Raw genomic sequence first — 25,130 nt, 5'->3', positions numbered from 1 at the left:
CGCTCCGGCGGCGCTCCGGCGGGCGGCTGCGTCACGCCCCGAAGCTACCCCAACCAAACACCGCGGGTGCTTGACGCATCTCACGGCTTCCGCATATCCTGAACGAACGGTCGGTAATTATTTATCGGATATGCATAGGAGCAACCATGGCATCGCAGACCCTGCAGTCAGTGCCCGCTGAGTTCACGCCGGGACGGCAAGAAATCAGCGCGGAAGAGGCAGCCCGGCACGAGGCAGAAGGTCAGGCGTACTTTGACCGCGTCATGGCGGAGGACTCGCGCATCGAGCCCCGCGACTGGATGCCGGCGGGCTACCGCAAGACCCTCATCCGCCAGGTCTCGCAGCACGCCCACTCGGAGATCATCGGCATGCAGCCGGAAGCCAACTGGATTTCCCGCGCCCCCAGCCTGAAGCGCAAGGCCATCCTGATGGCCAAGGTCCAGGACGAGGCCGGCCACGGCCTGTACCTGTACTCCGCCGCCGAGACCCTGGGCCAGCCGCGCGATCAGATGATGCAGGACCTGATGGACGGCAAGGCCAAGTACTCCTCCATCTTCAACTACCCGGCACGCACCTGGGCGGACATGGGAGCCATCGGCTGGATGGTGGACGGCGCCGCGATCGCCAACCAGGTTCCGCTGTGCCGCGCCTCCTTCGGCCCCTACGGCCGGGCCATGGTCCGCGTCTGCAAGGAAGAGTCCTTCCACCAGCGCCAGGGCTTCGAGATCTTGCTGGAACTCTCGCACGGCACCCCCGAGCAGAAGCAGATGGCCCAGGAAGCCGTGAACCGCTGGTACGCCCCGGCCCTGATGATGTTCGGCCCGCCGGATGACGATTCACCCAACTCCAAGCAGTCCATGGCCTGGAACATCAAGCGCTTCAGCAACGACGAGCTCCGCAACCGCTTCGTCGGCATGATGATGGAGCAGGTCAAGGTCCTGGAGCTCACCCTCCCGGACAAGGACATCCGTTTCAACGAAGAAACCAAGAAGTGGGAGCACGGCCCGCTTGACTGGGACGAGTTCCATGAAGTCCTGAAGGGCCGCGGCCCCTGCAACGCCCAGCGCCTGGAACGGCGCCGCGAAGCACACGAGAACGGTACCTGGGTGCGCGAAGCCGCAGCCGCCTACGCACGCAAGCAAGCAGAGAAGGAATCCGCAGCATGAGCCCCGAAACCCCCGCCGGCAACGTCTGGCCGATCTGGGAAGTCTTTGTCCGCTCCAGCCGCGGCCTGTCCCACGTTCACGCCGGTTCCTTGCACGCGCCGGACGCAGCGATGGCGCTGCGCAACGCCCGTGACCTGTACACCCGCCGCAACGAGGGCGTGTCCATCTGGGTTGTCCCCGCGGAGGCCATCGCCTCCAGCGATCCGGACTCCAAGGGCGCCTTCTTCGAATCGCCCCAGGGCAAGGACTACCGGCACGCGACGTACTACACCAAGAGCGAGGGCGTGAAGCACCTGTGAGCACCTCACCCGAAACAACAACAGAAGCAGGCGGCCACGGGGACATCTCCGTGGGCGTCGCCACCGCCGGTACCAGCGGAGACGCCACCGCCAGCGCCACGCGCATCACGCCGGGTAACGCCCTCCGCCCGGAGGACATCGCGCTCGCCGTCAGCCGCGGCACCGCCAAGCCCACCGAGGACGTGGCCGAGTTCGCACTGCGCCTGGGCGACGACGCCCTGATCCTGGCGCAGCGCCTGGGCCACTGGATCTCCCGCGCCCCCGAGCTGGAGGAGGACATCGCCCTGGGCAACATCGCCCTGGACCAGCTGGGCCACGCCCGCTCCTTCCTCAGCTACGCCGGCGGAGCCCTCGGAGAGGACGGAACAGCCAAGAGCGAGGACGATCTTGCGTACTTCCGCTCCGAGGACGAATTCCGCTCCATCGAACTCTTTGAGCAGCCCAACGGCGACTTCGCCGTCACCATCGCCCGGCAGTTCGTGGTGAGCTACTACCAGTTCGAGCTCTACAGCCGGCTGACGAAGTCGACGGACGCCACCCTGGCCGGCATCGCCGCCAAGGCCGTCAAGGAAGTGGATTACCACCGGGACCACAGCGCCCAGTGGGTGCTGCGCCTGGCCCTCGGCACGGACGAATCGCGCCGCAAGATGATCCACGGCTTCAAAGTCATCTGGCCCTACGTGGACGAACTGTTCCGCGACGACGAACTCACCGCCCGCCTCGCGGCGGCGGGTGCCGCCGTCGAACCTTCCAGCCTGCGCGCGGACTTTGACCGGCTCACCGGCGAGGTCCTGGCCGAGGCGGAACTCGACGTCCCGCAGGTTCCTGCCGCCCTCGGCGGCGGACGCCGGGGCAAGCACTCCGAGCACCTTGGCTACATGCTGGCAGAGATGCAGGTGCTGGCCCGCCAGCACCCCGGAGCGAGCTGGTAGCCATGCCGGACATGTACGTCAGCCACCCCACCGCGGACGCCGAAAGCGCGGGCACCGCGGACAACAGGTCCGCGGAGCAGAAGGCCTGGGACCTCGCCGCCACGGTGTGCGATCCGGAAATCCCGGTGCTCACCATTGCGGATCTGGGCATCCTGAGGGATGTGAAGCTGTTCGACGACGGCCGCATGGTTCCCGCCGTACAGGTCACCATCACGCCCACGTACTCGGGCTGCCCGGCCATGGACGCCATCCGAGACGACCTCAGCGCGGCGTTCGCCAAGGCGGGCTACCCCAACGTGCACGTGGAGCTGGTGCTCAGCCCCGCGTGGACCACTGACTGGATGACCGAGTCCGGCAGGGCCAAGCTGAAGGAATACGGCATTGCGCCGCCCACCGGCCGCTCGGATGCGGCCCGCCACGCAGGCCCGATCCGCCTGCAAATGGCTGTGAAGTGTCCTCAATGCTCCAGCCTGAACACCAAAGAACTCACCCGCTTCGGTTCCACCTCCTGCAAGGCGCTGTACGTCTGCCAGGACTGCAAGGAACCGTTCGACTACTTCAAAGTTTTGTAAGGAACAGGTGCTCCCATGACTGTTGTCCGCCAGACTGCCGCCGAACAGGCCACGGCCACCGGCCGCCGTCGTGCGTCCTTCCACACGCTGACGGTGGCGGAAGTCCGCCGGCTCACGGACGATGCTATCGAGGTGACGTTCGGGGTCCCGGCGGAGCTTGCCGGCCAGTACGACTACCTGCCCGGGCAGTACGTGGCCCTGCGCACCACCATGCCGGATGAGAACGGCCAGCCGCACGAGGTGCGCCGAAGCTACTCTATCTGCGCCGAGCCGCGCAGCTTCGCGGACGGCAGCAGCGAGATCCGCGTGGCCATCAAGAAGGACCTGGGCGGGCTGTTCTCCACGTGGGCCAATGCCGAGTTGAAGCCCGGCGACCAGCTGGACGTGATGAGCCCCATGGGCGCGTTCGTCTCCAAGCACGGCCGCGACGGCAAGGCCGTGGAGCAGAACGTCATGAACTCCATGAACCACCCGGAGGACCTGGTGGGGGAGCCCGGCAGCTTCGTGGCCATCGCCGCCGGTTCCGGTATCACCCCGGTGATCGCCATTGCCCGCACGCTGCTGGCGGCGAACCCGGAGACCCGCTTCGACCTGATCTACGCCAACAAGGCCGCCATGGACGTGATGTTCCTGGAGGAGCTGGCGGACCTGAAGGACAAATACCCCAGCCGCCTGGCCCTGCACCACGTGCTGTCCCGCGAGCAGCGCATCGCGCCGCTGCTGAGCGGACGGATCGACTCCGAGAAGCTCCAGGCGCTGCTGGGCACCGCCATCCACGCGGACGATGTGGACGAGTGGTTCCTGTGCGGGCCGTTCGAGCTGGTGCAGCTATGCCGCGACACCCTGGCAGCCCGCGGCGTGGAGCCGGAGCATGTGCGCTTTGAGCTGTTCACTTCCGGGAAGCCGGACCGCCCCGAGGGCAACATCGGCCGGCCGGTGATCGCGGACGAGTCCAAGGAAACGTACAAGATCACGTTCAAGCTGGACGGCCTTGAGGGCAAGGTGGAGAGCCCCACCCATGCCCGCGAATCGCTGCTCAACGCCGCCCTGCGGGTGCGCCCGGACGTGCCGTTCGCCTGCGCCGGAGGAGTGTGCGGCACCTGCCGCGCCAAGGTGGTCACGGGTGCTGTCACCATGGACGAGAACTACGCCCTGGAGCAGGATGAACTGGACAAGGGCTACGTGCTCACCTGCCAGTCCCACCCCACCACCCCGGAAGTCACCGTCGACTTCGACGTCTAAGCCTTTCCACCCCGGCTGTCATGGCCACGAACAGGAGCCCCATGATCTCCCTCTCCATCGCCAGCGGTATTGCCGAGGTTGTGCTGAACGCCCCGCACAAGCTGAACTCACTGGACGAGCAGGCGCTGAGGGATTTAACACAGGCGTACGACGACGCCGCTGACGCCGCCTCGCGCGGTGAGGTGCGGGCGCTGCTGCTCAGGGGAGAGGGACGCGCCTTCTGCGCCGGCCGGGACATTGCCGGCGTGACGCCGGAGACGGACGACGTGCAGGGGTACCTGGGCGGGCTGCTGCAGCCGCTGCTGAAGAAGATGACTGAGTTTCCGGCCCCCACGTTCGCGGCGGCGCAGGGCGCCTGCCTGGGCGTGGGGCTGGGCCTGCTGCTGGCTACGGACGTGGTGTATGTGGCGGAGGACGCCAAGTTCGGTTCGCCGTTCGCCAAGCTGGGCGCCACGCTGGATTCCGGCGGGCACTGGTACTTCACCGAGCGGCTGGGCATGCACCGGACGCTGGACCTGATCTACACGGCGGAGCTGATGACCGGCGCCGAGGCCGTGGCGCAGGGCATGTTCAGCCGCGCCATGCCCAAGGACGAGCTGCTGGAAAACACCCGCGGCATCGTGGCGAAGGTTGCCACGGGCGCCACGGGTGCGTTCAACGCCAGCAAGGACCTTGTGGCCCACATCCGCGACCAGCGCCTTGGCCTCTGGGAGGCCATGGAGGAGGAGAACGCGGAGCAGGCCCGGCTGTGCAAGTCCGAGGACTACTCGGAGGGTTTCAAGGCGTTCCAGGAGAAGCGGACCCCGGAGTTCAAAGGCCGGTGATTGAGCCCGTCGAAATCAGGCTGCCGGATCGTCAACCATAGTCACGCTGCCTGTCAGTTCCGTCCACAGGTCTGATTCCGTGGGCAGGTTGGCCGGGCAGGCCAGGATCAGTTCCATCAGGCCGTCGCCGGCCGGCATGGACCGCAAGGCGATGCGGTACACCACGTCCACGTCGCTCTTGTTCTTGAACCGAAGTTCGGCTTCCTGCATTTCGATGACGCGGCCATCGGCGTTCCGCAGCTTGGTGTAGAGGGAGTCCGCGTCCGTCACAACGGTGACCGGCTTTCCCACCGTTGATTTGATGCCGTCGATTTCGAGCTGCATCGAGGCATTGGTGGCTTCTTCGTCGGTGGTTTCGGCGCGGGGCGGCAGGATGGCCTGGTGCGTAGTGAAGTTGCAGGGGCTTTCTTTGCTGCGGTACTGAATGGTGCCGCCTTTGACCTCTGACGTGGTCCAACCTTCCGGCATTTTGGTGGACCAGACAGGTGCCGAGGTGAAGTCGGCGTCCTGGAAGATGTAAAAGTCTTCTTCGCCGGAGGCTGCGGCCGAGGACCCGTCCGTCGTAGATTCCTCGGTGGCCCCGGCCGACTCCGAACTGCCCGCGGTCTCCGTGGGGCCGGGAGCCGCTTCTTGTTGTTTATTTGAGCCGAGGCCGCCCAGCACCATTACGCCGGCCACTGCCAGGACTGCCACGCCGCCCACGCCGCTTGCCACCCAGCCCCAGACGGGGAAACCGCGCTTGGGCGGGGCCTGGCCGAAATGTCCCGGCCCGGGCTGGCCGTACGGAGGCTGGTTGAAGTTGTACTGGTCCGCGCGCGGCGGATAGGGCGGCTGGCCGGGCTGCTGCCATCCGTTGTGCCCCGGTTGCGGCGGTACGCCAGGCTGCTGGTCGTTATTCATGATTTCCCCCAATATTCGTGAAAGTTGCACCCGAAGTATGTCCGAATATGCGTCGCCCTGCGATGGGCAGGCCTCCCCATCGACCCCGGTGATTGAGCCTGTCGAAATCGTCGAAATCTCGGCAACGAATTGCCAGTTTCCACAATCGATTTGTATGGTTCAGCTATGACTTTGGGGAAATCAGTAAGAAAAGCCGTCATTCCTGCTGCCGGTTTGGGAACTCGCTTCCTGCCCGCCACCAAGGCAATGCCGAAGGAAATGTTGCCGGTTGTTGACCAGCCCGCAATCCAGTACGTGGTGGAGGAAGCAGTTAGAGCCGGCTTGGATGATCTCCTGATGATCACCGGGCGCCAGAAGCGGGCCCTGGAGGACCACTTCGACAGGGCGCCTGCTCTGGAGCGGACGTTGGAGCTCAAGGGCGACATGGACCGTCTGGAGGCCGTTCAGCACGCGTCCAGCCTGGCCCCGCTGCACTATCTGCGCCAGGGCGACCCGAAGGGGCTTGGGCACGCGGTTTTGTGCGCCCGCCAGCACGTGGGGGACGAGCCGTTTGCGGTCCTGCTGGGCGACGACCTCATCGATGCCCGCGACGAGCTGCTCAGCACCATGATCGAAGTGCAGGCGAAGACCGGCGGCTCTGTTATCGCCCTGATCGAAGTGGATCCGTCGCAGATCAGTGCTTACGGCTGCGCGGACATTACTCCTGTGGACGGCGAGAACTACTTCCAGGTGAACCGTCTGGTGGAGAAGCCCTCCGTGGACGAGGCTCCGTCCAACCTCGCCGTCATCGGCCGGTACGTGCTGCATCCGGCTGTGTTTGATGTCCTCGAAGAGACCGAGCCGGGCCGGGGTGGCGAAATCCAGCTGACGGATGCCTTGCAGACACTGGCAACGTCTGATGGCGAGGGCGGCGGTGTTTATGGCGTGGTGTTCCGTGGGCGCCGCTATGACACCGGGGACAAGCTCAGCTACATCAAGGCGGTCATTTCCATTGCCTCGGAGCGCGTCGACTTTGGCGAAGACCTCAAGGCGTGGATGAAGGAATTCGTGATCGAATAGGCAAGATCACAAATTGCTTTTCGACGGGCTCAACGCCGGCTGGCGTTGAGCCCGTCGGCGTTTTAGCTCCCAGATACCCACCCGTGCTGCCACAGCCCCTATGACACAGCCGGCTGTGTTTGTGACAAGGTCCAGCGGGCTCGCGAATCGGTCGTGGAGAAAGAGCTGCTGGCCCAGCTCCATACAGCCGGAGATCACCAGCCCAAAGGCGCCCAGCTGCCAAATGCGCTTGCTCGGAAAGGCTTGGGAAGCAACTACGCCCACGGGCACGAAAAGTACCACGTTTGCTGTGGCCTCAATGAAGGAGTAATTAAGCCAACGTGGAATTCCCAGGGCGTGGATAAGGACGAGGAAGCCTGCTAGTTCGCCCTGCACGGGTTTGTCTACAGGGCTGGGCCAGAAGGCCACCAGCGCAAGCGGGACCAACATGGCAAGAAGGATTGCCCGCCAGACAGACGGCTGCTCCCAGTGCTTCAAGCGGGCCTCAGGACGTCCGGAGAAGTGCCAGGGTGGCTACTCCCAGCGCAGCAATGGCAAGGAGCCCCAGCAGAAGGTGGGGGAGTACCTGTGGAGGCGGAAGCGGCACGGCGAAGTCGAACTGCCAGCGTGGTCTGCGCCAATGTCTCCCCATAACTCTTATGAATACCACACTGCGGTGGTTGAGCTTGTCGAACCTTAAAAGCAGAGGGTGGGCGGTTCTCCGGTTTCCCGGAGAACCGCCCACCCTCTTTGTGCTTGTTGGTTAAGCCTTAGGCTGCGGCCTCAGCCTTGGCGCGGCGGCGAACCACAACTACCGAGGTTGCGCCGGCAGCCAGTGCGCCTGCGCCCACCAGGGACCACAGAACCAGGCTGGCGTCTGCACCGGTGTTGGCGAGGGCTGCGCCGCTGTTAGCCAGCGGTGCGCCACCCGCGTTCCCACGGCCGGCGCCTTGAACGGTGACCACCGCGGTTGCAGTCTTGCCCGAGGTGAGGCCGGTTGCGGTGAGCCTGTATGTACCGGTCTCGCTGATGCTGAGCGGAAAGGCGAAGCTGCCGTCGGCTGCAGTCTTGGTGGAGAACGTCTGGGGTGCCAGCGGAAGGGTGATCTTGCCGGTCACGGTCCGGCTACCGTTGGATGCTCCGGCGCCGGCGGCAGCCGGGCCGCCAACCGGGGTTACCGTGATGGACAGCGGCTCGTTGTTGAAGAAGAAGGCTGCGCGGCCACGGAAGGTGAATGTTTCCCCGGGGCCCGGTGAAGCAGTGCTTACTGCAACGACTGCCCGGTCGGCCGGGTATCGGTCTGTTGCCATCGCCGGAACGGCGCCGAGAAGTGCGATGGAACCTGCGAGTGCGATTGCTGTGAGTGTTTTCTTCATGAGTCCCCCTGAGACCGTAAAAACGATGTGTCACGTGATGTGGTGGAGATTTCCGAGTCCCCCGAGTGACCGTAGGTTGAAATCTCAATTGTGTGCCCAGAAAGACATTAGCACCCTGTGGCCGGTGTTACCAAAGTGCATCAAGTCGCTTTACTTAGTGTTAACGCGATGTCTATGTCGCCGGAACGCATTCTGCTGCTTGCGTGGCGAGAACTACGTCGTTGACCGGCTGAACAGTGGGCGTAACAACCAAATTAGGTACTGCGTGCTGGACAATTTTCCCGAATGTCAGTTCCACGGTGCTGCTTTGCCCTGGTGCCAGCGTCGTAGTCACGGATCCAACGGGCCGGAAGCTATGCATATGCGCAGCGAAGTCGGATTTCTCACCGTCGACAATTGCGTTTTCTACGTTGGATTGGACAGGACCATAAGCAATGACGTTGGTCTGGACCGTTCCCGGAGGCACACCGAAGGCGCCATCGCCAGTTACATAGGCTGGCAGGGAGCTTGCAGCGTCCGCGGGAGCGGTGTTGGTGCTGGTTATGCGCACTTTCACCTGCCCGTATTCATCACCAGTGCATTCCTCGACCAGCTGGACAGTTCGCTTGACGTAGTAGTCCATCTTGGCGCCCGTGCCATCGTTGAAGTAGACGCCGAACTGGGCTGGGGCGACGCTGGGTCCAGCAATCGAGCCGCTCAAAGGGTACTCGGCAATTGCTTTCTGCTCGTCCGGTCGACTAGACCAAAGAAGGACACGGCTCTCGGCTGTTCCACGCGTGAGGCCCTCGATGAGTCCCTTCGCGTCGCCTTTACCACTGGAGAGGGCTGCGAAGACTTCCTGCGCCACCCCGGCAAAGTAAGCATCCTGGAGTTTCGGCTGTTCGATTTTTGAATAGACATCAGAAAGTAAGGTCGACACAACGTTTTTACCGTTAAGTTCAGTTGGCAAACCGCCACTCGCCAAGGCAACAAGCTCTGGACTGCTGAGTTTGACCGGGCCCGTTGCGTCCAACATGTAGCCGAGCGTGACGGGGTCGATGGAGACCACGCCATCAACGTGCTGCCCTGTCTTTTTCTCCCACATAGCCTGGGCGGTGCGGGCTGCGGTGGGGAAGTCCGGCGTCAGGTTTATGTCTTGCATAAATTTTCCCAAACGCACCGAGTAGATCTCTTGCTGTTCTGTGTCAACGGGCAGGGCGGGTTGCATGACGCCCACATCCCCGGCGGTGCTTTGTTCCTCTAGGGATAGCTTGCCGTTGTCGAGGGACATTACCGCCAGAGCCCCGGGGATACCTCCGGACGCGCGAACTTCAGCATTATTTTGGATCATGAGCAAGTAATTCCGGGGACCGTCGGCGCCCAACATGCTAGGTGCGAGTTTCGAGGCACTGGCCGATGCGTCAAGGGCTCCGGTTACGCCCCGTAACTGTTCGCGGGCCCGCGTTAGAGGCTCAGCAACTTGCGGCACCAGGCTTGTTTCATCTATTGTTTCGAGCCGCTCAACCGACACCCGGACCGCGTGGGCTGCAGACATTATGCTCGGTGAGGCCTTCTGCAGTGGGGTCAAGTCCCTCCCTGCGCTGCTCGGTAGCAGGTTGTCCCAGTTCAACGAACCGAAAACGTTGACTAATGGTGCAATTCCCAGTGCTGTGACGTCCTCAGTTGAACGTGCAATCTCCGCTACGGCACTGAAATTTGGCCCAACAATCGGGGTCGCGGAGGCCAGCGTCCACAAGGGATCTTCAGCAGCACTACGTGCGCTTGCTGCGTGAGAGCGTAACTGTTTGACCGTTGCGGCAGCTTCCTCCGGCTTGTCAGAAGTGACGTTGTCCTTGAGCTGTGGAATTAGCTGTGCCACGGCATTGAGTTCAGCCTTGATGATAGACGCCCGGGTCCCGAGCCATCCTATGGTAGCTGCCAGAAGGACGGCAGCGCCCAATCCCAAAGTGGCGGCAAGTAAGGCACGGCGGCCAAACCGCCGACGTCTAATCTTGCGGCCGCCCGATTGGTTCGAACCTTTCTCCTTTTCAGGAGTAGGTTGTCTTTCATCCGTCATGACGAGCGGCATCCTTTCGGATTGGGGAGAGAAGAGAAACGATCAGTAGGCGCCAGTACTGTGGAAAACAGCCCGGACTGTTCTGAGGATGATGACGAGATCGCCGGCAAGGGACCAGTTCTCTACGTAATATAGGTCAAGCCGTACAGAGTCCTGCCAAGACAAGTTGGATCTTCCGCTAACTTGCCACAGTCCGGTCAGACCAGGTTTAACCAAAAGCCGGCGGCGGACATCGTGTTCATATGCCTCAACTTCTCGGGGCAATGGCGGACGAGGACCGACCAAACTCATTGAACCGGAGAATATGTTAAACAGTTGAGGGAGCTCATCGAGGCTGTACTTGCGCAGGAATCGTCCAACTCGAGTGACACGTGGATCATTCTTCATCTTGAAGAGGACGCCGTTGCCCTCATTTTTCTCAGCAAGATCGGTGAGTCTCGACTCGGCGTCAACCACCATGGAGCGAAATTTGAGCATCGGGAAGTGGACGCCTTCAATGCCAACCCTTTCCTGTCTGAAGAAAATGGGGCCGCGGCTGTCGATCTTCACCAACGCGGCTATGACTGCCATGACTGGCAGCGACCCTAGGATCAGCACTGCGGACACTATGACGTCGAATAACCGTTTCGCGACCCTCTGACCGCCTTCCAGTGTTGGAGTGGTGACGTGGATTAGTGGTAGACCAGCAACTTGTTGAGTATGAATTCGGGGGCCAGCGATGTCCGTTAAAGCCGGTGCCATTATCAAACCGACGTTTCGGGCTGCCAACTCCCAGCCCAGATGGCGCAATGTCTGCGGGTGCAATTGGACCCCGGCAGATACGGCGACGGCATCAGCTTTACACCGGTCGATTGCGTCCAATATCGAAGGCACGTCCGTCCCGCATCCAAGGACGGGCAGGCCATCATGCTGCTCGGTTGAAGTAGCCGACACGCCCGGTGTGTAGGCGGCCACTGGAAGGTAACCCGCATGCTGAGCACGTTCCAGCGACGTTGCAAGGTGCGCCACCGCGCTTGGACCGCCGAGAAGGAGCAGCCGGGACATACTGTCGCCTCGCGTTCTGTCCACACTCAGATGCTGACGTAGCAACCATCTACCGAGAAGCAAACCTGCCAGTCCCACTGGGAGCGCGATGCCGACATATCCTCGAGCCGTGTCTATTCGGAAAACGTAAGAGAAAATTGCGATGAGGCCGAAGAGCCATAGTGATGCCGCAGCGACTCTCTTGTATTCGTCCGGGCCAGCACCAAGAATGCGGCTTTGACGGCTGTTCCACGCCCCAAGCATGAACCACCAGAGTATAGCCAAGACTATGGACAACCACACATATGTCGATTCCTGGCCGGAAACGACGAAGCTCGGTTCGAGCCCAAACCGTACTATGAAGGCTCCCGCGACGGCCCAAACTACGACGCATGCGTCCACCAAGCCTAGAACCCGCGAAGTCCGGGCTCGCCAATTAGACACAGCGGTCACTTGATTCCCCAAAATGTAGATTCGCTCTCAACGGGACATTCCCGTCGACAGAATACAGTCGGCCTATCCATTCGTCGTAATTTCGGAGCGAAGCAAGTCGGTGCCCGACGCAACCAGGCTATAGCGCCCAGGTGCGGCATCAGGCGGCTCTCGGCAGCGCAATTCGCTGCTGGTTGCAGCAGGCGCACTGCGAAAGAAATCCGAGTACTCGTCTCACTTGCGCCGTCATATTTCGACACTGAGGCAGAGCGTGGATTGTCAGCATGACCAGCGGCAGGGGCGCGTCGGCTCCGGCGCGGCGACTGCGCGATACGGTCTCGGCTGCGCCCCGCTCCCGATTAGCAGGTCGAGCACCCAATGGTAGTCTTCAGTGCGAACGCCCGTGTCGTGGTATTTCTGGGTTAGACAAGAATTAGTGAAAGACCATGGGGGTTGGCATGCAGAGATCTGTTGCGATTATTGGAACTCGAGGGTATCCGAGTTTTTATGGTGGGTTTGAGACGGCGGTCCGCAAACTTGCTCCCTATCTCGCTGATCAGGGTTGGGGAGTGACTGTCTATGGCCGCCCGGGCGCAGTCAGGCCGGAAGACCCGGGGACTGATGCCCGCGTTGAGTCACGGATAACCGCTGGGCTGGACACCAAATCATTGAGCACACTGTCCTTCGGGCTAACGGCTGTCCTGGACGCTGTCGTGCGAAAGCCGGACGTCGTTCTCGTGATGAACGTGGCCAACGGATTCTGGCTCCCCCTGCTGAAGCTCCGGGGAATCCCAACTCTTGTCAATGTGGACGGGATCGAATGGGAGCGCGCCAAGTGGGGCCGGCTCGCTAAGACCATATTCCGCGCGGGCGCGCGGGCAACTGCCCGATGGGGAACGAGTATGGTATACGATGCACGGGCCATCGCCGAGCGTTGGCGCCAGGAGTTCGGACTCGAGGGCTTCGTGATTTCCTACGGGGGCGACGAACCCGGGACCCTACCAGCGCCGGAAGGTGTCACTTCTGGACGCTACGTACTTTTGGTCGCAAGGTTTGTCCCAGAGAACTCAATTTGGGAGTTCATAGAAGCTGTGAAACTGCTCCCCAAGTCCACGCCGGTGGTGATTGTGGGGTCGTCAGGGAATGGCGGCGAAATGGATAACGCAGTGAAGACCTTGGCGGAGGAGCGGCCCAATGTACAGTGGCTGGGTCATGTGCATGATCACGACCATTTGTTGGCGCTTTGGCAGCATTCCGGTGTCTATTTTCACGGTCACAGTGTCGGTGGCACCAACCCGGCTTTAGTACAAGCAATGGCCTGCGGTGCTCCCGTTGTGGCGAGGGATACAGTTTATAATCGCGAGGTCCTCCAATCGGCCGGCATATTCGTTCAGCCAACAGCACCGGAAATTGCATTTGCCCTTCAACAGGTCCTGAAGGACCCGGCGCGTCAAGAAGAGCTGTCGGTTCAGGCCAAGGTTCGGGCCGCTACAGCATATACGTGGGATGGGGTTTGCCGAGCCTACGAGCAAGCGCTCGAAGAAACGCTGGACGCGCAGGTAAGTAAGAAGCTTCATCCCCTGCATGGCCGGCTTGCCGGTAGAGAGCGACTGCGCAGATGACAAAAACTGTGTTGATAGATCAGTATGCTCTGAGCAAACTGGGCGCGGATAGAGGCCTCGGCCGCTACACCTCTCTCCTCACGACGGGCGTCGAGGCCCTAGAGCACCTATCAGTTAGGAAGCTATCACCCACCAGTTCCTCGGCGTCTGTTCCGGAAGTGGTTCGTATTCAGCTAGACATTATGAGATCGAAGCTTCAAAAAAGCGTCTCTTACCATGCAACTTCTGTTTATCACTTGCCGTTGATTAAAACTCGACCTTGGATCTGCTCCATCCAAGATGTGATAGCCCTGGATTTGGCTAACTATCGAAATCTTGGCGTCAAGTCCAAGCTTCTTTTCGCAAACGCCCGAAGGTCGAACCTCATCGTGGCAAATTCCGAATATACCAAGCAGCGAATTGTTGCAAAACTTCGGATCGCGCCCGAGAGAGTATTGACCTGTCCTCTACCGATCTCGGAGACGTTTCATGCCTTTCCGTCGGACAAGGACATGACTCGGGTCACGGCCCTACTCGAACAGCACGGCGTGAATATGTCCGGTCACTATGTAGTTGCGCTGGCCGATTTGAGAACCCCCGACCCTCGGAAGCGGTACCACTGGATCGACGAAGTGGCTGCGTCCTTAAAGGCTGTCAACCTCCCCATGGTCGTGACCGGCAGGGGTCTCTCACAGGAGAATTTTCCCAATTCTGTCGTCATCCCCGCCTTGTCTGATTCTGAGCTCTCAGCCCTTTATTCAAGAAGCACGGCAATGTATTATCCGACCGCATATGAAGGGCAAGGCCTTCCGCCCCAAGAAGCCATGGCGTCTGGTTGCCCTGTGATCGCATACAGGAATACGTCTGTTCAAGAGGTCGTCGGCTCAGCCAACTTCCTCCTCCAGGACCCCATACCTTGGGAGAACCAGTCGTTGGGGCTATCACTGCCCAAAAATGCAATCAATGAGATACTCGCCAGAATAGAGCACTGGACCATGTCCGCGTCTGCTCTAGCAGAGGCTCGACTTGAGGCGCGCGATCTGGCCGCCCAATATTCTTTCGATAGATTTCACCGCGATCTCGCCAAGATTTACGAACACGCACCTGGAGTCCCAGCATGAAGGCCGTCCTAAATGACTTTATCGGTGTACGCGGGAGGAGCGGCTCAAGCCGAGGTGCCAATCTCATATCTGAAGTTCTGGAATTGAATGCAGAATCTGTAAAGATTCTGCGCCCTACACGGGAGCCCAAAGGTCGGTTTTTTCGCTTATGTAACATGATTTCGTGGGACTTTTTGGTTGTCCCTTTTAGAGCCCGATTGCTCGGCGCCAACGTCGTTATTCATGCGACTAATACTGGGATCGGATTTGGGAAGACAAAATCGGTGGTCGTACTTCACGACACAATGGTTTTAGACCACCCTCGCCTTTTCAATCGGTTCTTTGTGGCATATGCAAGTGTTTGCATGGCGATTTCGGTCCGGTGTTCGGACCTGGTGGTGACTCCATCCCATCACAGCAAACGCAGGATTTTATCGAGATGGCCGGGCGCACGCGTGCGGGTAGTGCCTTGGCCGGCCTACTCGAATTCGGGGCAAGAGGCAGACTCCGTAGAGTACGTCGCGCCACAGCGTGCGCTGTCGCTAGACATTCTGGTCGTCTCGTCTATGGATAAGCATAAGAGATTGCCACTTGCTATTCGGGCAGTGGAAACTGCCCGCGCGGAGTCAGGCATCGACTTTCGACTCATTTTCGTTACACGCGACGGGAATGACAGCGAGGCATTCGAACATACGCGTGCGAAGGCCGATCCAAACGGTGAATGGATTGTCCTTCGGTCGGGGCTTGATGACTCCGAACTGACTGCTCTTTACCGGAACGCATTTTGCGTGCTGGTTTCGTCCCTAGATGAAGGCTTCTGTTTGCCGGCGCTGGAAGGCTGCGAAAATGGGGTCCCAGTTGTCCACGCAAACAGAGGAGCTCTGCCGGAAGTTATACCACGTCATGACAGCGCAAAGAGTGATCCTGACGAAGACCTAGGAGATCTGAAAGACCAGGTGCTGGCGCTCCTGTCAGAGGATCACTGGCGAGCCGTTCGTGATAAGGCACGCGCACACGCTGCCCGTTTTACGAAGTCCGAGTTTTCGAAGAACTGGTCGGCGGCACTGTCTGACCTAAGGCAGGACGCGTGAAGATCACCATAGCTCATGGGAGTAACGACACGTATGGTGCCAGCCGTGTACTGCTGCAGGAGATAGATAGCCTGTTGTCGTTGGGTCATTCCGTGCAGCTCCTGGTTCCCAATGGTGGTCCGCTCTGTGGGGAGATAGCCAAGCGGGGTGCAAGCGCGCAAATTACCATCGTTCCGCAGTTGCTTGTCCTACGTCGTTCAAATATAAAGGATGCATTGCGAGCTCCTCGGCTTCCCGACGAGATGGCATCCGCAGACATTGTGGTGGTGTGGACATTGGGCTTAGCTGGCTACATCCCTTTGCTCCGTTTGGCGCGCAAGAAGTTCTATGTTTCAGTCCACGAATTATTGGAAGACCGCCGAGCACGAGTCGTCTTTCGCATCCTCCTACGGGGAGCTTTTCCAATAACGGCATGTAGCTTCGCGGCGGCCGCATGGCTGAGGTCTCTGGGCGTTCGCGATGACCGAATCGTGGTGACGTACCCGGTGCTCAGTGCTTCGGAGGCCAGTAGCGCAGCAACTGGGCGCAAAGTCCAGAATGGGTCCGAACTGTTTACGGTTGCAGTTTATGGCAGGGTGAACGGCAGCAAGGGCCACCGCGAGGTAGCTCAGGCCTTCCAACATTCAGGGATGACAGATCCGACTTGGCGGCTGGTCCTAGCCGGCGCACCATTTCCAGGCCAGGAAGCCGCGTTGGATGAAGTTATGCCCATAGTAGACTCCGATTCCCGGATCACATACGCGGGAGAGGTCGCATCATTGCGAGAACTTCACCCGAAGGTTGATCTCGTTGCTGTCTTCCCGACGAAGCCCGAGTCTTTTGGTCTGGTTCCTGTAGAGGCTTGGGACTGCGGTATTCGCAGTATTGGTTACGCTGAAGGAGGGGCTGCGGAAGTGCTACAGCTCGTTGGCGGCATAGTCATAAAAAGAACCACATCGGACGTCGAAACAATCGCGGAGGCCCTGGCCGCCACTCGAGCAGACTGGGACGCGTTGGAAAAGTTGCCGAAGAGCGAAGGCGTTCGATCTGTGCTTTCATTTCAAAACCGTGCCGATAAGTTGTCCGCAGTCTTAACCTCCTTGTCAAACCCGAAAGTCTCCTCTAGGGGTTGCGCGGATCCTTTATTGTCGACCGACAAGGGCGAAGGATGATGGGCGACGTGACAGAATCGCTGCCGCACGGTCCATATGTTGTCCTGGGCGGCCCGCCCTTTGAGCCCTCGGCAAATCAGACTTCTCTGCAGATGTTCGACGCAATAGGTACTCAACACCCCGTTCTTTACGTATGCAGAAGGTACCAGGGGTCGATTATCAGACGCATATTCAAGGGCGCTCTAGGCAGGACCTCCACAAAGCTTGGCCCGGGGCTAAGTCGCTTGGACTCGAATCGCTTCTTGCTCGTCCTACCCCGGATAGTAGACCTACTTCCGCTAATTCATCCTGAGGCGTCAAGAAGACTGGTCTCCCAGGTTATCCAGTGCAGTGTCCGAAGAACGATTTCAAGGCTCCGGTGGGAAAGGCCCGTCCTCGTTAGTTACTGGTGGATGTTTCCAGAGCTCGTCAGTATGAAAATTTGGCGGCGCCGCGTGTTCGACGTCATCGACCGTCACTGGGGTTACGCATACGAGCCAAACTCGAAAGTGCGCCAACGGAACTTCGATTTGGCAGCAGAAACCGCTCGTGTCTCTGACAAGGTCGTGTGCGTCTCCGAGGGCCTTGTGACGGAACTAAGCGGCAACGTCGCACCCCAGTTATTACCCAACGCCATCGACCTCGAACGGGTGAAGCGTTCAGCTGTGAATGGTCCTGGCGTCCGCTCGAATACGGCAGTCTATGCCGGCGGCTGGAACGAAAGGTTGGACCACGAGCTTTTAGCCGAACTCGTTCGAAGAAATCCGGAGTGGCAATTTGCTTTTGTCGGGGCTGATCCCGATGAAAGATTCTCGCATTTCAGTAATGTCAAGTTCTTCGGGGATGTTCCCTACGACACCGTCCTGCGTGAGCTGTCGCAGGCTCGAATCGGTCTCATTCCGTTTGTCTCCAACTCATTCACCGAGTCTAGTAATTTCCTCAAGATATTGGATTATCTTGCTTCTGGCGTCACGATAGGTGCTACCGATCTTGCTAGCCTGCGCGAATGGAATGAAAGATATCCGGACACATTCAAGATTCTGGAGAATCTCGAAGAATGGGATGAGCTCTTTAGTTGCGCCGGTGATGCTGATTTACGAACAAGTGACTTGCTTGAGGGTGGAGATATGATTCGCTATGGAACAATGACACGAGCGCTTTCACTTGTCTCGACAGCCTGATGTACTGTGGTCGTTCTCCACATGCGGATTTTTTCTAGCTGGGCCACATCGAACTGAAATGAGCAGAATTAGATGGATTTAGCCGGTGCGCTGGTTGTCATAATCGGCGTCGTGTTGGCTGCATTTTTCGTGTCTTCCACCAGACGGCTGTCTTTCCTAGTCATCCTTGCTGCTTTTGTTACTCGGCCTGCATTTGACGTTGGAGGACTCAACATCCGGTTGGAGCTCATCGTAGGCGGCTTGTGCTTACTGCGCATCATACATGACGTTCTATCTCGTTCCGGACGACCCCTCTCCGCCGCTGTCAGATGGTCTGTTAGCTGTGTGGCAGCCTGGTTAATGTTTGCTGCCGTCACGTCGCTAAACATTCCGCCGATGCCGCAGAAGTCTTTGTCCGTACTGATTTGGTGTGTGCTCAACGTCCTTACTGCTGTATGGATTGCTCGCACTCCGAATTCTTGGTACTGGATAATTCGTTGGGGATCCATGGCTGCCTTAGTCTGTTCAGCATTGGCGATAGCCTTTTGGATAGCAGCTACGTTTTCACTCTTCAATTTTGGTGTGCAGGCAGATCCCGCATATGGAGGTTTTGCCGCTTATGTCTTTTCTATAGAAGCCAATATTCTCGGCGGACTGCTTTGCCTGTGGGCATTGATTGCCGTCTATAATCCGCTGAGTGCCGTTCCGCCCTTGGTTAGGTTGGTGTTGGCCGTCTTGGTGCCCGTAGCTATTGTGGCTACACATACGCGGGCAGCCTTGGTCGCCTATGTCCTCGGTCTTCTGGCGTGTCTTATTTTGAGGCCGGACGCACGGAAAGTTGCGGCCGCATCCGTGATTGTTGGTGGCATCTCGGCCACGATCTTGTTATTCAGCGGCACGGACAAGGGACTAGGTAAGTTTGCTGACGTCTTTGATATCGATGGGGGGACGGGCGGGCTCAGATATCGCGTGAATAATGTGGCGTTAGAAGAATGGTGGTCATCGCCCAACCGACTAGTCGGCTTGGGATGGAATAGTTTTGGTCAACGCCACATCGACGAAACCCAGCCGGCGCTCCTTGTGCCTGGATATATCGGTAACTTGCCAGTACAGATTGCCTACGATGCTGGATTAATTGGTATTTTGTGGGTCGGCTTGGCAGTTGCGGCGGTCGTGCTGTGTGTCGTTAGAAATAGGCGTGTTGGTTTGTTGCTTGCTTTTGCTGTCCCTTACCTCTCATTCTCGATTGCAACGAGTGCATTATGGCTGCTGGAGACGTGGATTTTTGTGGGGCTTGCGTGGGGTTGGAGTTCTGCGGTTGGGAGTAAGTTCAATACGATTAGTTCTCGACGCGATAGCTCTCGTATGCAGTTGAAGTTGTCGGGTGATTCCCTGAATGCGCACTAAATTCTTCAAGGACGGAGCGTTACTCCTTGCAGCAGAACTGGTTTCTCGGCTCCTGGCTTTCTCTGTCTCTTTCGTGCTTGCGCGACAGATCGGTTTGGAGGCACTGGCTGTTCTGGCTCTGGCGCAGTCCATCATTGCGTACGCCACGGTCGCCGGTGACGCTGGTCTAGGAACTGAAGCTGTTCGGCGAATCGCCAGCGGTGAGCGGTCGGATGCTGTCGTGCGCGAGACCGCCAGGCTGCAGATATTTTTCGCCCTCTTGGCTAGCGCGCTCGTCGTTCCAATTGCTTTCGCACAAACTAGCTCGCTTGTGGCCATTGGCCTAGCTCTCGGTCCGCTGTTAGTGGCGGCGTCAGCCACATATGTGCTGCAGGGTCGTCTGGACGCTAAAAGCCTGGCAGTATCCCGCGTGCTTGGCAACACAGTCGTTGGTGCGATGGGTATTGTGACGAGTCTTATGGGCCTGCCCCTTTGGGTTATTGCAAGTTCATATAGCGTGGGGGCATTGGTCACAATGCTGTACGTGAATCATCGGGCGGGGGTTGGTCCCACTCAGATATTTGGCCGGATTCCTTGGCGGTCTCTTAGCGTCGGCCGTTCGAAATACTTGGCGCTGGCTTCTTACACCGTGATCCTCCACGGTTACTCTTCGTGTCTGATAATCATGGCTCAGAACTTCGGTGGCGGTTCGCAGCTTGTTGACGTGGCTCTGGCGACGCGTATATTGCTGCTGCTTGTGATTCCGGCACAGCTCTTAGGTTCCCTACTGCTTCCCCGATATTCGAGGGTGGCTATATCTATGAGATCCCTATGTCTTCATATCGTGTCTGTTTTGATACTTGGTGGCTTCATATCACTCGTGGTTCATCTGACCGCGAAATGGTTTGTTCCTCTTATGTTTGGTCCGGAATCCGTCGACAGTGTGAGGGCAGTTGAGACGATTTCTCTGCAGGTGCCGCTGTCACTGGCGAGCACAGTGCTCATTGCCTTCTTCCTGGCCGCGGGACGCTTTTCGACACTAGCGGGTATTTACGCTGCTGTCTTGGTTGTGCAGATAGGCTTGGGCTTTTTTCTTAGGAATTTTGAGTCTTCAGAGTTCGTGATGGCACTGGTTCTGAGTGAGTGGATCTTTGTGCTCTTGCTACTGACCGCGCTCTTGCTGAACCCGGGCGCAGGTCGTCGAAGGGCCACTAAGAGACGAACGGCTACGTCACCAGGCACCCCACCGCTGAGGGCAAGCTCTACCTCTGTACGTTGAAGAACGTCTATTCCGGCAGGGTCGTCGAGTACTAATGGGGCGCTTCACGGTTGGTGGGGAATTGATTTCGTGTCGTAGCTAAAAAGGGGGCCCGTGGCCCTGCTGGGATGAGTGTGTCTAGCATTCAACCAGGAACAGGACCACGAGCCTTGAATGAGCCTACCGGGGCGGCGGTCGACGCTGCCACCAGCATCTTCAACCTGCCCGACTACCGCGTCATCTCGGCCACCGTGCTGGCTGACGGCCGGCGCCAGATCATCGTTGAAACAGACCAGCCACCGGGCTGCCCGAGCTGCGGTGTTGTCGCGACGCGGCGGAAGGAACGGCGCTTCCAGCGGATCCGGGACATCCCTGTCGCCGGCGCCGTGGAGGTCCTCTGGTCAAAGTACCGCTGGCACTGCGAGGAACGGGCCTGCCCGCGGCTTTCGTTCTTTGAATCCACCGCCCAGGTCCCGCGCCGCGCCCGGTCCACGTCCCGGCTCCGGGACCACGTCGTGGACGCGGTCATCACTTCCGGGCGGCCCGTCTCCGAAACCGGCCCTTCGCAGATGAGCATGGTTAGGGCCGGCTGAGCCCCCGCGGCCCGGCGTTCGACGTTTTCGGTGCGGCGTGTTGCGGTGAGAAAGAGGTCAGGGCCTCTTTGAATTGGTTGCGACCAAGCAAACCAATACCCAAAAGAGACCCTGACATGAATAACTCTATGTCTTGTTCTGGTGGCCGCTGGTGCACACGCGCGGATGCTCTGCTCGGTGTCGAGGGCCTCCACATCAGGTCCGTCACGGCAAGCGCGAACGGCCTGGTTCTGCGCGTCGAAACCGGCCGAAACCCTCAGCGGCTGCCCGGACTGCGGCGTCATCGCGATCGGCCACGGACGCCGCCAGGTCCGGCTTCATGACATTCCCTGTTTCGGCAGGCCGGTGCAGCTGCTGTGGGCCAAGCGCGTCTGGCGCTGCCCGGACCCGGACTGTCCGGGGAACACCTTCACCGAGGAACACCCGCTGGCAGGGCCGGGGGCGAAACTCACGGCCCGAGCAGTGGCATGGGCGACCGACGCGCTGCAGCGTTTCGACACCTCGGTCTCAGCCTTGGCCCACCAGCTCGGCGTCTCCTGGCACACCGTCTGGGACGCCATCAAGGCAGAGGCCACCAGGCGCATCGGCATCACGGACCGGCTGGCCGGCGTGAACGCGCTCGGCGTCGACGAGCATGTCTGGTCACACACGGGCCCGCCGGGATCCGGCATGGTCACCGGGATCGTGGACCACACCCGTGACGCCAACGGGATGGTGCATGCCCGGTTGCTGGACCTGGTTCCGGGACGGTCCGGGAAGGCCTACGCCGACTGGCTCAAAGACCGCGGTGCCGGCTTCACCGCCGGGATCAAAACAGCCGCCCTGGATCCGTTCCGCGGCTACGCCAACGCGATCCGCGACGAACTACCCGAAGCCATCACCGTGCTGGACGCGTTCCACGTCGTGAAGCTCGGCTCAGCCATGGTCGATGAAGTCCGCCGCAGGGTCCAGCAGGACACCCTGGGCCACCGGGGCCGTAAGGGCGATCCGCTCTACGGGATCCGCAGGACCCTGCAGATCGGCGCTGAACACCTCACCGACAAACAGGCCGCCCGCCTCGATGCGAAACTCGCCGCCGGGGACCCCGACCACGAAGTCACTCTGGCCTGGCAGTGCTACCAAAAGCTCCGGGCGATCTATCACGCCAGACCGGAACGGGGCAGGGAACTCGTCAACGAGGTCATCACATCATTCCCCACCTGCCCGATTCCGGAAGTCGCCCGCCTCGGCCGGACCCTCAAACAATGGAAGACCGCGATCCTCGCCTACTTCGACACCAACGGCGCCTCCAACGGGCCCACCGAAGCAATCAACGGCGTCATTGAAACCACCCGCAGAATCGCCCGCGGCTTCCGCAACTTCACCAACTACAGAATCAGATGCCTACTCGCAGCCGGCGGCCACCGCCCCTACCGGATCAAATCGACCAACCATGCCTAAATGCGAAGGGCCGGGAATTGATTGCGTGCCGCAGCTGAAAGAGGGACCCGTGGTCCTGCTGGGATGAGTGTGTCTACCGTAGAAACATGAACAGGACCACGAACGTGAAGGAGGCTACCGGGGCGGCCGACGCTGCACCATCATCTTCAACCTGCCCGACTACCGCGTCATCTCGGCCACCGTGCTGGCTGATGGCCGGGGCAGATCATAGTCAAAACAGACCAGCCACCGGAATGTCCCTTCTGCGGTGGCGTCGCGACGCGGCGGAAGAAACGGCGCTTCCAGCGGATCCGGGACATCCTTGTCGGTGCCGGCGCCGGCGAGGTCCCCTGGTCCAATCACTGCTGGTACTACGAGGAATTCAAATGTGCCCGGCCTTCTTTCTTCGAATCCACCGCCCAGGTGCCGCGCCGTGCCCGCTCCGCCGGACGGCGCCGGGGCCACGCCGTTGACGCGGTCATCAGCTCAGGTGATCAATGAACATCGGTTCCGGTCCGTGCGGAGGGCAAGGGCAACTGCCGTTTTGAAGCCAGGAAGCGGCGAAAGCGCCGCCCGGCCCCCAGAAGCCGCATTAGGAACGGGTAGTTACACATCGGTGACGGCGAAGTCGGATCTGCCGGCGCCGTGGCGGGGTCGCCACGGCGCCCCAACTGGATCGGAGCGGACGTGGATGCCGATACCGAGCAGCGCATCGGCAGCGTGCACCAGCGGCCACCGGACCAGATGCAGAGTCATTCATGCCGGGGTCCGTCATGACATTGGTTTGATTGGTTACTGCCAATTCAAAGAGCCCTGCCCTCTCTATTCGCGCCTGGCCCCAACGACGAGCACTCCGACGCAGGCACTCTCAGACCGCCCAACCAAGCTTATTTGCGGAGTAGCTCCTTTTCAGCGGACCTTTGATCCGGGAAAAATACTAGGTAGCCGGCCGTCTGACATTTCCGAGCCTGTCTCGGAATCAGACCAGTTGCTTTCTTCGCCACTTCGCCCTGCGCTGGGGAAGTTCTTGGTGGAGCGTTTGGGACGCCGCGCTGAAGGGGTTTCTTCCGTTGTGTAATAGGAGTATGAATATGCGTCGGGTCCTTTCAACGGTAGCCGATTCAGAATCACGCCCAAAACGTTGGCCTTAACCAGCTGGAGGGTCTGGAGCGCTTTCTCCAGATCCTGTCGTTTGACCTTTTGGGAACCGACGACAAGCAAGACACCACCGACGTACTGTGCCAGGACCGCAGCATCGGTGACCGGCAATAGCGGCGGGGCGTCAATCACGATTGTGTCAAATGATTCTTCGAGCTCCTGTAGGAGTGACTGCATCTTTTCCGATCCAAGGAGTTCGCTCGGATTGGGTGGGATTTGTCCCGAAGCCAACACAAAAAGTTGGTCGGTACCCCAAGGCTGAAGTAGATCATGCACATCAGCTTGACCGACGAGCGCTGTAGTCAACCCGGCGTTTCGATCCAGACCCAGGTAATCACTGACAGCGGGTCGACGAAGGTCGGCGTCTATTATGCACACGGTCTGTCCAGCTTGAGCTAACGCTATCGCGAGGTTCGTCGCCGAGGTGCTCTTGCCCTCACCGGGTAGAGAAGACGTAACCAAGACCGTCTTTGCGGCTCCCGAAACGTTGGCGAATTGAAGGTTGGTCCGTAGCTGCCGGAAGGACTCAGCACGCGGGCTTTGCGGCGCCGTTTGTGTCAGAAGGGGCTTCTTTGTTGCATCTTGATCGAAAGCAATCGCACCTAGGATGGGTGAATTCGACACCTTCCGGAAGTCTGCCTCTCCTCGTATGCGATTATCAAGGGTGGTTCGTAGGACAGCGAGGCCTATTCCAGAGATCAGGCCAACCAAGATACCGAGGACCAGATTCAGACGCGTGTTGGGTGCGGACGGTGAGGTTGGCGCTGTAGCGGGAGTGATGACTGACGCGCTTACCGGTGAGATCCCGCCAGCTTTAGGACGCTCCAGAGAGTCGATCCCCTTTATGAGGCTATCGGCCACGGCTTGAGCTATCGCAGCAGCTTGGACGGGCGAACTATCGTCAACCTCTATATTGATTAGCACAGTACTCGGTTCGGATGTCGCCCGGACCTTGCTGGCAAGGAGGCCTGCAGGTACGTCCAGTCCTAGCGAGTCGATGGCCGGCTGAAGGATGACCGGCGTGGTGACAGTCTTCACATACGACTGGACTCGAGCCTGGCTAAACGTGTTGCCCTGTTGAAGTTCGCTGACGCTGCCTGAGCTCTGTATCGCCACAAAGAGTTGTGTTGCGGCCGTGTAAGTCGGTTTGACCGCCAGCGAAGCAGCGCCCGCTAGGACAAGCCCGATCAGAGTTGATGCAACTATCAAATGCCAGTTGCGACGCGCCAAGCGCAGATAGTCATGCAGATCCAATCCAGTTCCCCCTGAGAGATAGCTCGCGTCCTGGCTCCGTGCGCGTAGGCGCATCGGTCTTAATAGTGCGGTCCACGATATTCTACCGGTCAAACTCGGTCGGGACTGCCGGGGATTTCG

General features: G+C 59.7%; 22 protein-coding genes and 1 pseudogene. 16 read left to right on the top strand and 7 right to left on the bottom strand.

Annotated elements, in window-relative coordinates:
• Positions 1–146: 146 nt before the first annotated feature.
• The 6 genes from paaA to TV39_RS16225 are packed head-to-tail and all read left to right on the top strand — an operon-like array spanning position 147 to position 5,035.
• Positions 147–1,166 (top strand): 1,2-phenylacetyl-CoA epoxidase subunit PaaA, encoded by a 1,020-nt coding sequence (gene paaA, locus TV39_RS16250; protein ID WP_043483465.1) that lies wholly within the window; start codon positions 147–149, stop codon positions 1,164–1,166.
• Entirely contained in the window at positions 1,163–1,465 is a 303-nt protein-coding gene (gene paaB / locus TV39_RS16245; protein ID WP_144406446.1) for a 1,2-phenylacetyl-CoA epoxidase subunit PaaB, read from the top strand. Before paaA ends, paaB begins: the two co-directional genes overlap by 4 nt.
• Positions 1,462–2,397, top strand: a complete 936-nt coding sequence (paaC, locus tag TV39_RS16240) for a 1,2-phenylacetyl-CoA epoxidase subunit PaaC (protein ID WP_043483459.1) — start codon at positions 1,462–1,464, stop codon at positions 2,395–2,397. Before paaB ends, paaC begins: the two co-directional genes overlap by 4 nt.
• A gap of 11 nt (positions 2,398–2,408) precedes the next feature.
• On the top strand, positions 2,409–2,969 hold the full coding sequence (gene paaD, locus TV39_RS16235; RefSeq protein ID WP_043483886.1) for a 1,2-phenylacetyl-CoA epoxidase subunit PaaD: 561 nt from the start codon (positions 2,409–2,411) through the stop codon (positions 2,967–2,969).
• 15 nt (positions 2,970–2,984) lie between these two features.
• Positions 2,985–4,211 carry a 1,2-phenylacetyl-CoA epoxidase subunit PaaE gene (gene paaE / locus TV39_RS16230; protein WP_043483457.1) on the top strand — a complete coding sequence of 409 codons (1,227 nt, stop codon included), beginning with the start codon at positions 2,985–2,987 and terminating at the stop codon, positions 4,209–4,211.
• Positions 4,212–4,252: 41 nt separating this feature from the next.
• On the top strand, positions 4,253–5,035 hold the full coding sequence (locus TV39_RS16225; protein WP_043483454.1) for an enoyl-CoA hydratase/isomerase family protein: 783 nt from the start codon (positions 4,253–4,255) through the stop codon (positions 5,033–5,035).
• Positions 5,036–5,050: 15 nt separating this feature from the next.
• On the opposite strand, the gene TV39_RS16220 is transcribed toward TV39_RS16225, so the two are convergent.
• Positions 5,051–5,935, bottom strand: a complete 885-nt coding sequence (locus TV39_RS16220) for a hypothetical protein (protein ID WP_043483451.1) — start codon at positions 5,933–5,935, stop codon at positions 5,051–5,053.
• 165 nt (positions 5,936–6,100) lie between these two features.
• Here TV39_RS16220 and galU point away from each other — a divergent pair, with 165 nt between their 5' ends.
• On the top strand, positions 6,101–6,994 hold the full coding sequence (galU, locus tag TV39_RS16215; RefSeq protein WP_043483449.1) for a UTP--glucose-1-phosphate uridylyltransferase GalU: 894 nt from the start codon (positions 6,101–6,103) through the stop codon (positions 6,992–6,994).
• A 6-nt stretch (positions 6,995–7,000) separates the two neighbouring features.
• Here galU and TV39_RS16210 read toward each other — a convergent pair whose 3' ends face one another.
• From TV39_RS16210 to TV39_RS16195, 4 genes are all read right to left on the bottom strand, one after another.
• Positions 7,001–7,423, bottom strand: coding sequence for a VanZ family protein (locus TV39_RS16210; protein ID WP_043483883.1), 423 nt, complete (start codon positions 7,421–7,423; stop codon positions 7,001–7,003).
• Between the two features lie 320 nt (positions 7,424–7,743).
• Positions 7,744–8,349: an LPXTG cell wall anchor domain-containing protein gene (locus TV39_RS16205; protein ID WP_043483448.1), complete on the bottom strand. Its 606-nt coding sequence runs from the start codon at positions 8,347–8,349 to the stop codon at positions 7,744–7,746.
• A gap of 172 nt (positions 8,350–8,521) precedes the next feature.
• Positions 8,522–10,405 (bottom strand): DUF4012 domain-containing protein, encoded by a 1,884-nt coding sequence (locus tag TV39_RS16200; protein WP_043483446.1) that lies wholly within the window; start codon positions 10,403–10,405, stop codon positions 8,522–8,524.
• Between the two features lie 42 nt (positions 10,406–10,447).
• Complete coding sequence (locus TV39_RS16195; protein ID WP_442853506.1) at positions 10,448–11,830, bottom strand: sugar transferase; 1,383 nt, start codon at positions 11,828–11,830, stop codon at positions 10,448–10,450.
• A gap of 476 nt (positions 11,831–12,306) precedes the next feature.
• On the opposite strand from TV39_RS16195, the gene TV39_RS22750 reads away from it, so the two are divergent.
• The 9 genes and pseudogenes from TV39_RS22750 (at position 12,307) to TV39_RS16170 (ending at position 22,619) form a co-directional block, all read left to right on the top strand.
• Positions 12,307–13,482, top strand: a complete 1,176-nt coding sequence (locus TV39_RS22750; protein WP_200891044.1) for a glycosyltransferase — start codon at positions 12,307–12,309, stop codon at positions 13,480–13,482.
• Entirely contained in the window at positions 13,479–14,582 is a 1,104-nt protein-coding gene (locus tag TV39_RS21815) for a glycosyltransferase (RefSeq protein WP_082049806.1), read from the top strand. Before TV39_RS22750 ends, TV39_RS21815 begins: the two co-directional genes overlap by 4 nt.
• Positions 14,579–15,652 (top strand): glycosyltransferase, encoded by a 1,074-nt coding sequence (locus TV39_RS22285; RefSeq protein ID WP_082049804.1) that lies wholly within the window; start codon positions 14,579–14,581, stop codon positions 15,650–15,652. Before TV39_RS21815 ends, TV39_RS22285 begins: the two co-directional genes overlap by 4 nt.
• Entirely contained in the window at positions 15,649–16,803 is a 1,155-nt protein-coding gene (locus tag TV39_RS21805; RefSeq protein ID WP_082049802.1) for a glycosyltransferase family 4 protein, read from the top strand. The genes TV39_RS22285 and TV39_RS21805 overlap by 4 nt, the downstream gene beginning before the upstream one ends.
• Before the next feature lie 392 nt (positions 16,804–17,195).
• A complete protein-coding gene (locus TV39_RS22160) occupies positions 17,196–17,963 on the top strand; it encodes a glycosyltransferase family 1 protein (protein ID WP_144406445.1) in 768 nt (255 codons plus the stop codon).
• Between the two features lie 72 nt (positions 17,964–18,035).
• Complete coding sequence (locus tag TV39_RS21800; RefSeq protein WP_082049800.1) at positions 18,036–19,349, top strand: O-antigen ligase family protein; 1,314 nt, start codon at positions 18,036–18,038, stop codon at positions 19,347–19,349.
• Positions 19,339–20,607 carry an oligosaccharide flippase family protein gene (locus tag TV39_RS16180; RefSeq protein WP_043483440.1) on the top strand — a complete coding sequence of 423 codons (1,269 nt, stop codon included), beginning with the start codon at positions 19,339–19,341 and terminating at the stop codon, positions 20,605–20,607. Before TV39_RS21800 ends, TV39_RS16180 begins: the two co-directional genes overlap by 11 nt.
• A gap of 149 nt (positions 20,608–20,756) precedes the next feature.
• A complete protein-coding gene (locus TV39_RS16175; RefSeq protein ID WP_052500597.1) occupies positions 20,757–21,179 on the top strand; it encodes a transposase family protein in 423 nt (140 codons plus the stop codon).
• A 116-nt stretch (positions 21,180–21,295) separates the two neighbouring features.
• Positions 21,296–22,619 (top strand): annotated as a pseudogene (locus TV39_RS16170) (ISL3 family transposase).
• A 585-nt stretch (positions 22,620–23,204) separates the two neighbouring features.
• Here TV39_RS16170 and TV39_RS22280 read toward each other — a convergent pair.
• Together TV39_RS22280 and TV39_RS21795 are read right to left on the bottom strand one after the other, a co-directional pair.
• On the bottom strand, positions 23,205–23,354 hold the full coding sequence (locus TV39_RS22280) for a hypothetical protein (RefSeq protein WP_160292508.1): 150 nt from the start codon (positions 23,352–23,354) through the stop codon (positions 23,205–23,207).
• Between the two features lie 153 nt (positions 23,355–23,507).
• Positions 23,508–25,010 carry a polysaccharide biosynthesis tyrosine autokinase gene (locus TV39_RS21795; RefSeq protein WP_082049798.1) on the bottom strand — a complete coding sequence of 501 codons (1,503 nt, stop codon included), beginning with the start codon at positions 25,008–25,010 and terminating at the stop codon, positions 23,508–23,510.
• Between the last annotated feature and the right edge of the window lie 120 nt (positions 25,011–25,130).

The organism is Arthrobacter sp. SPG23 (assembly GCF_000876655.1).
GTDB lineage: Bacteria > Actinomycetota > Actinomycetes > Actinomycetales > Micrococcaceae > Arthrobacter.
The sequence above is the reverse complement of the archived record's forward strand: the minus strand, read 5'-3'. Positions and strand labels throughout refer to the sequence as shown.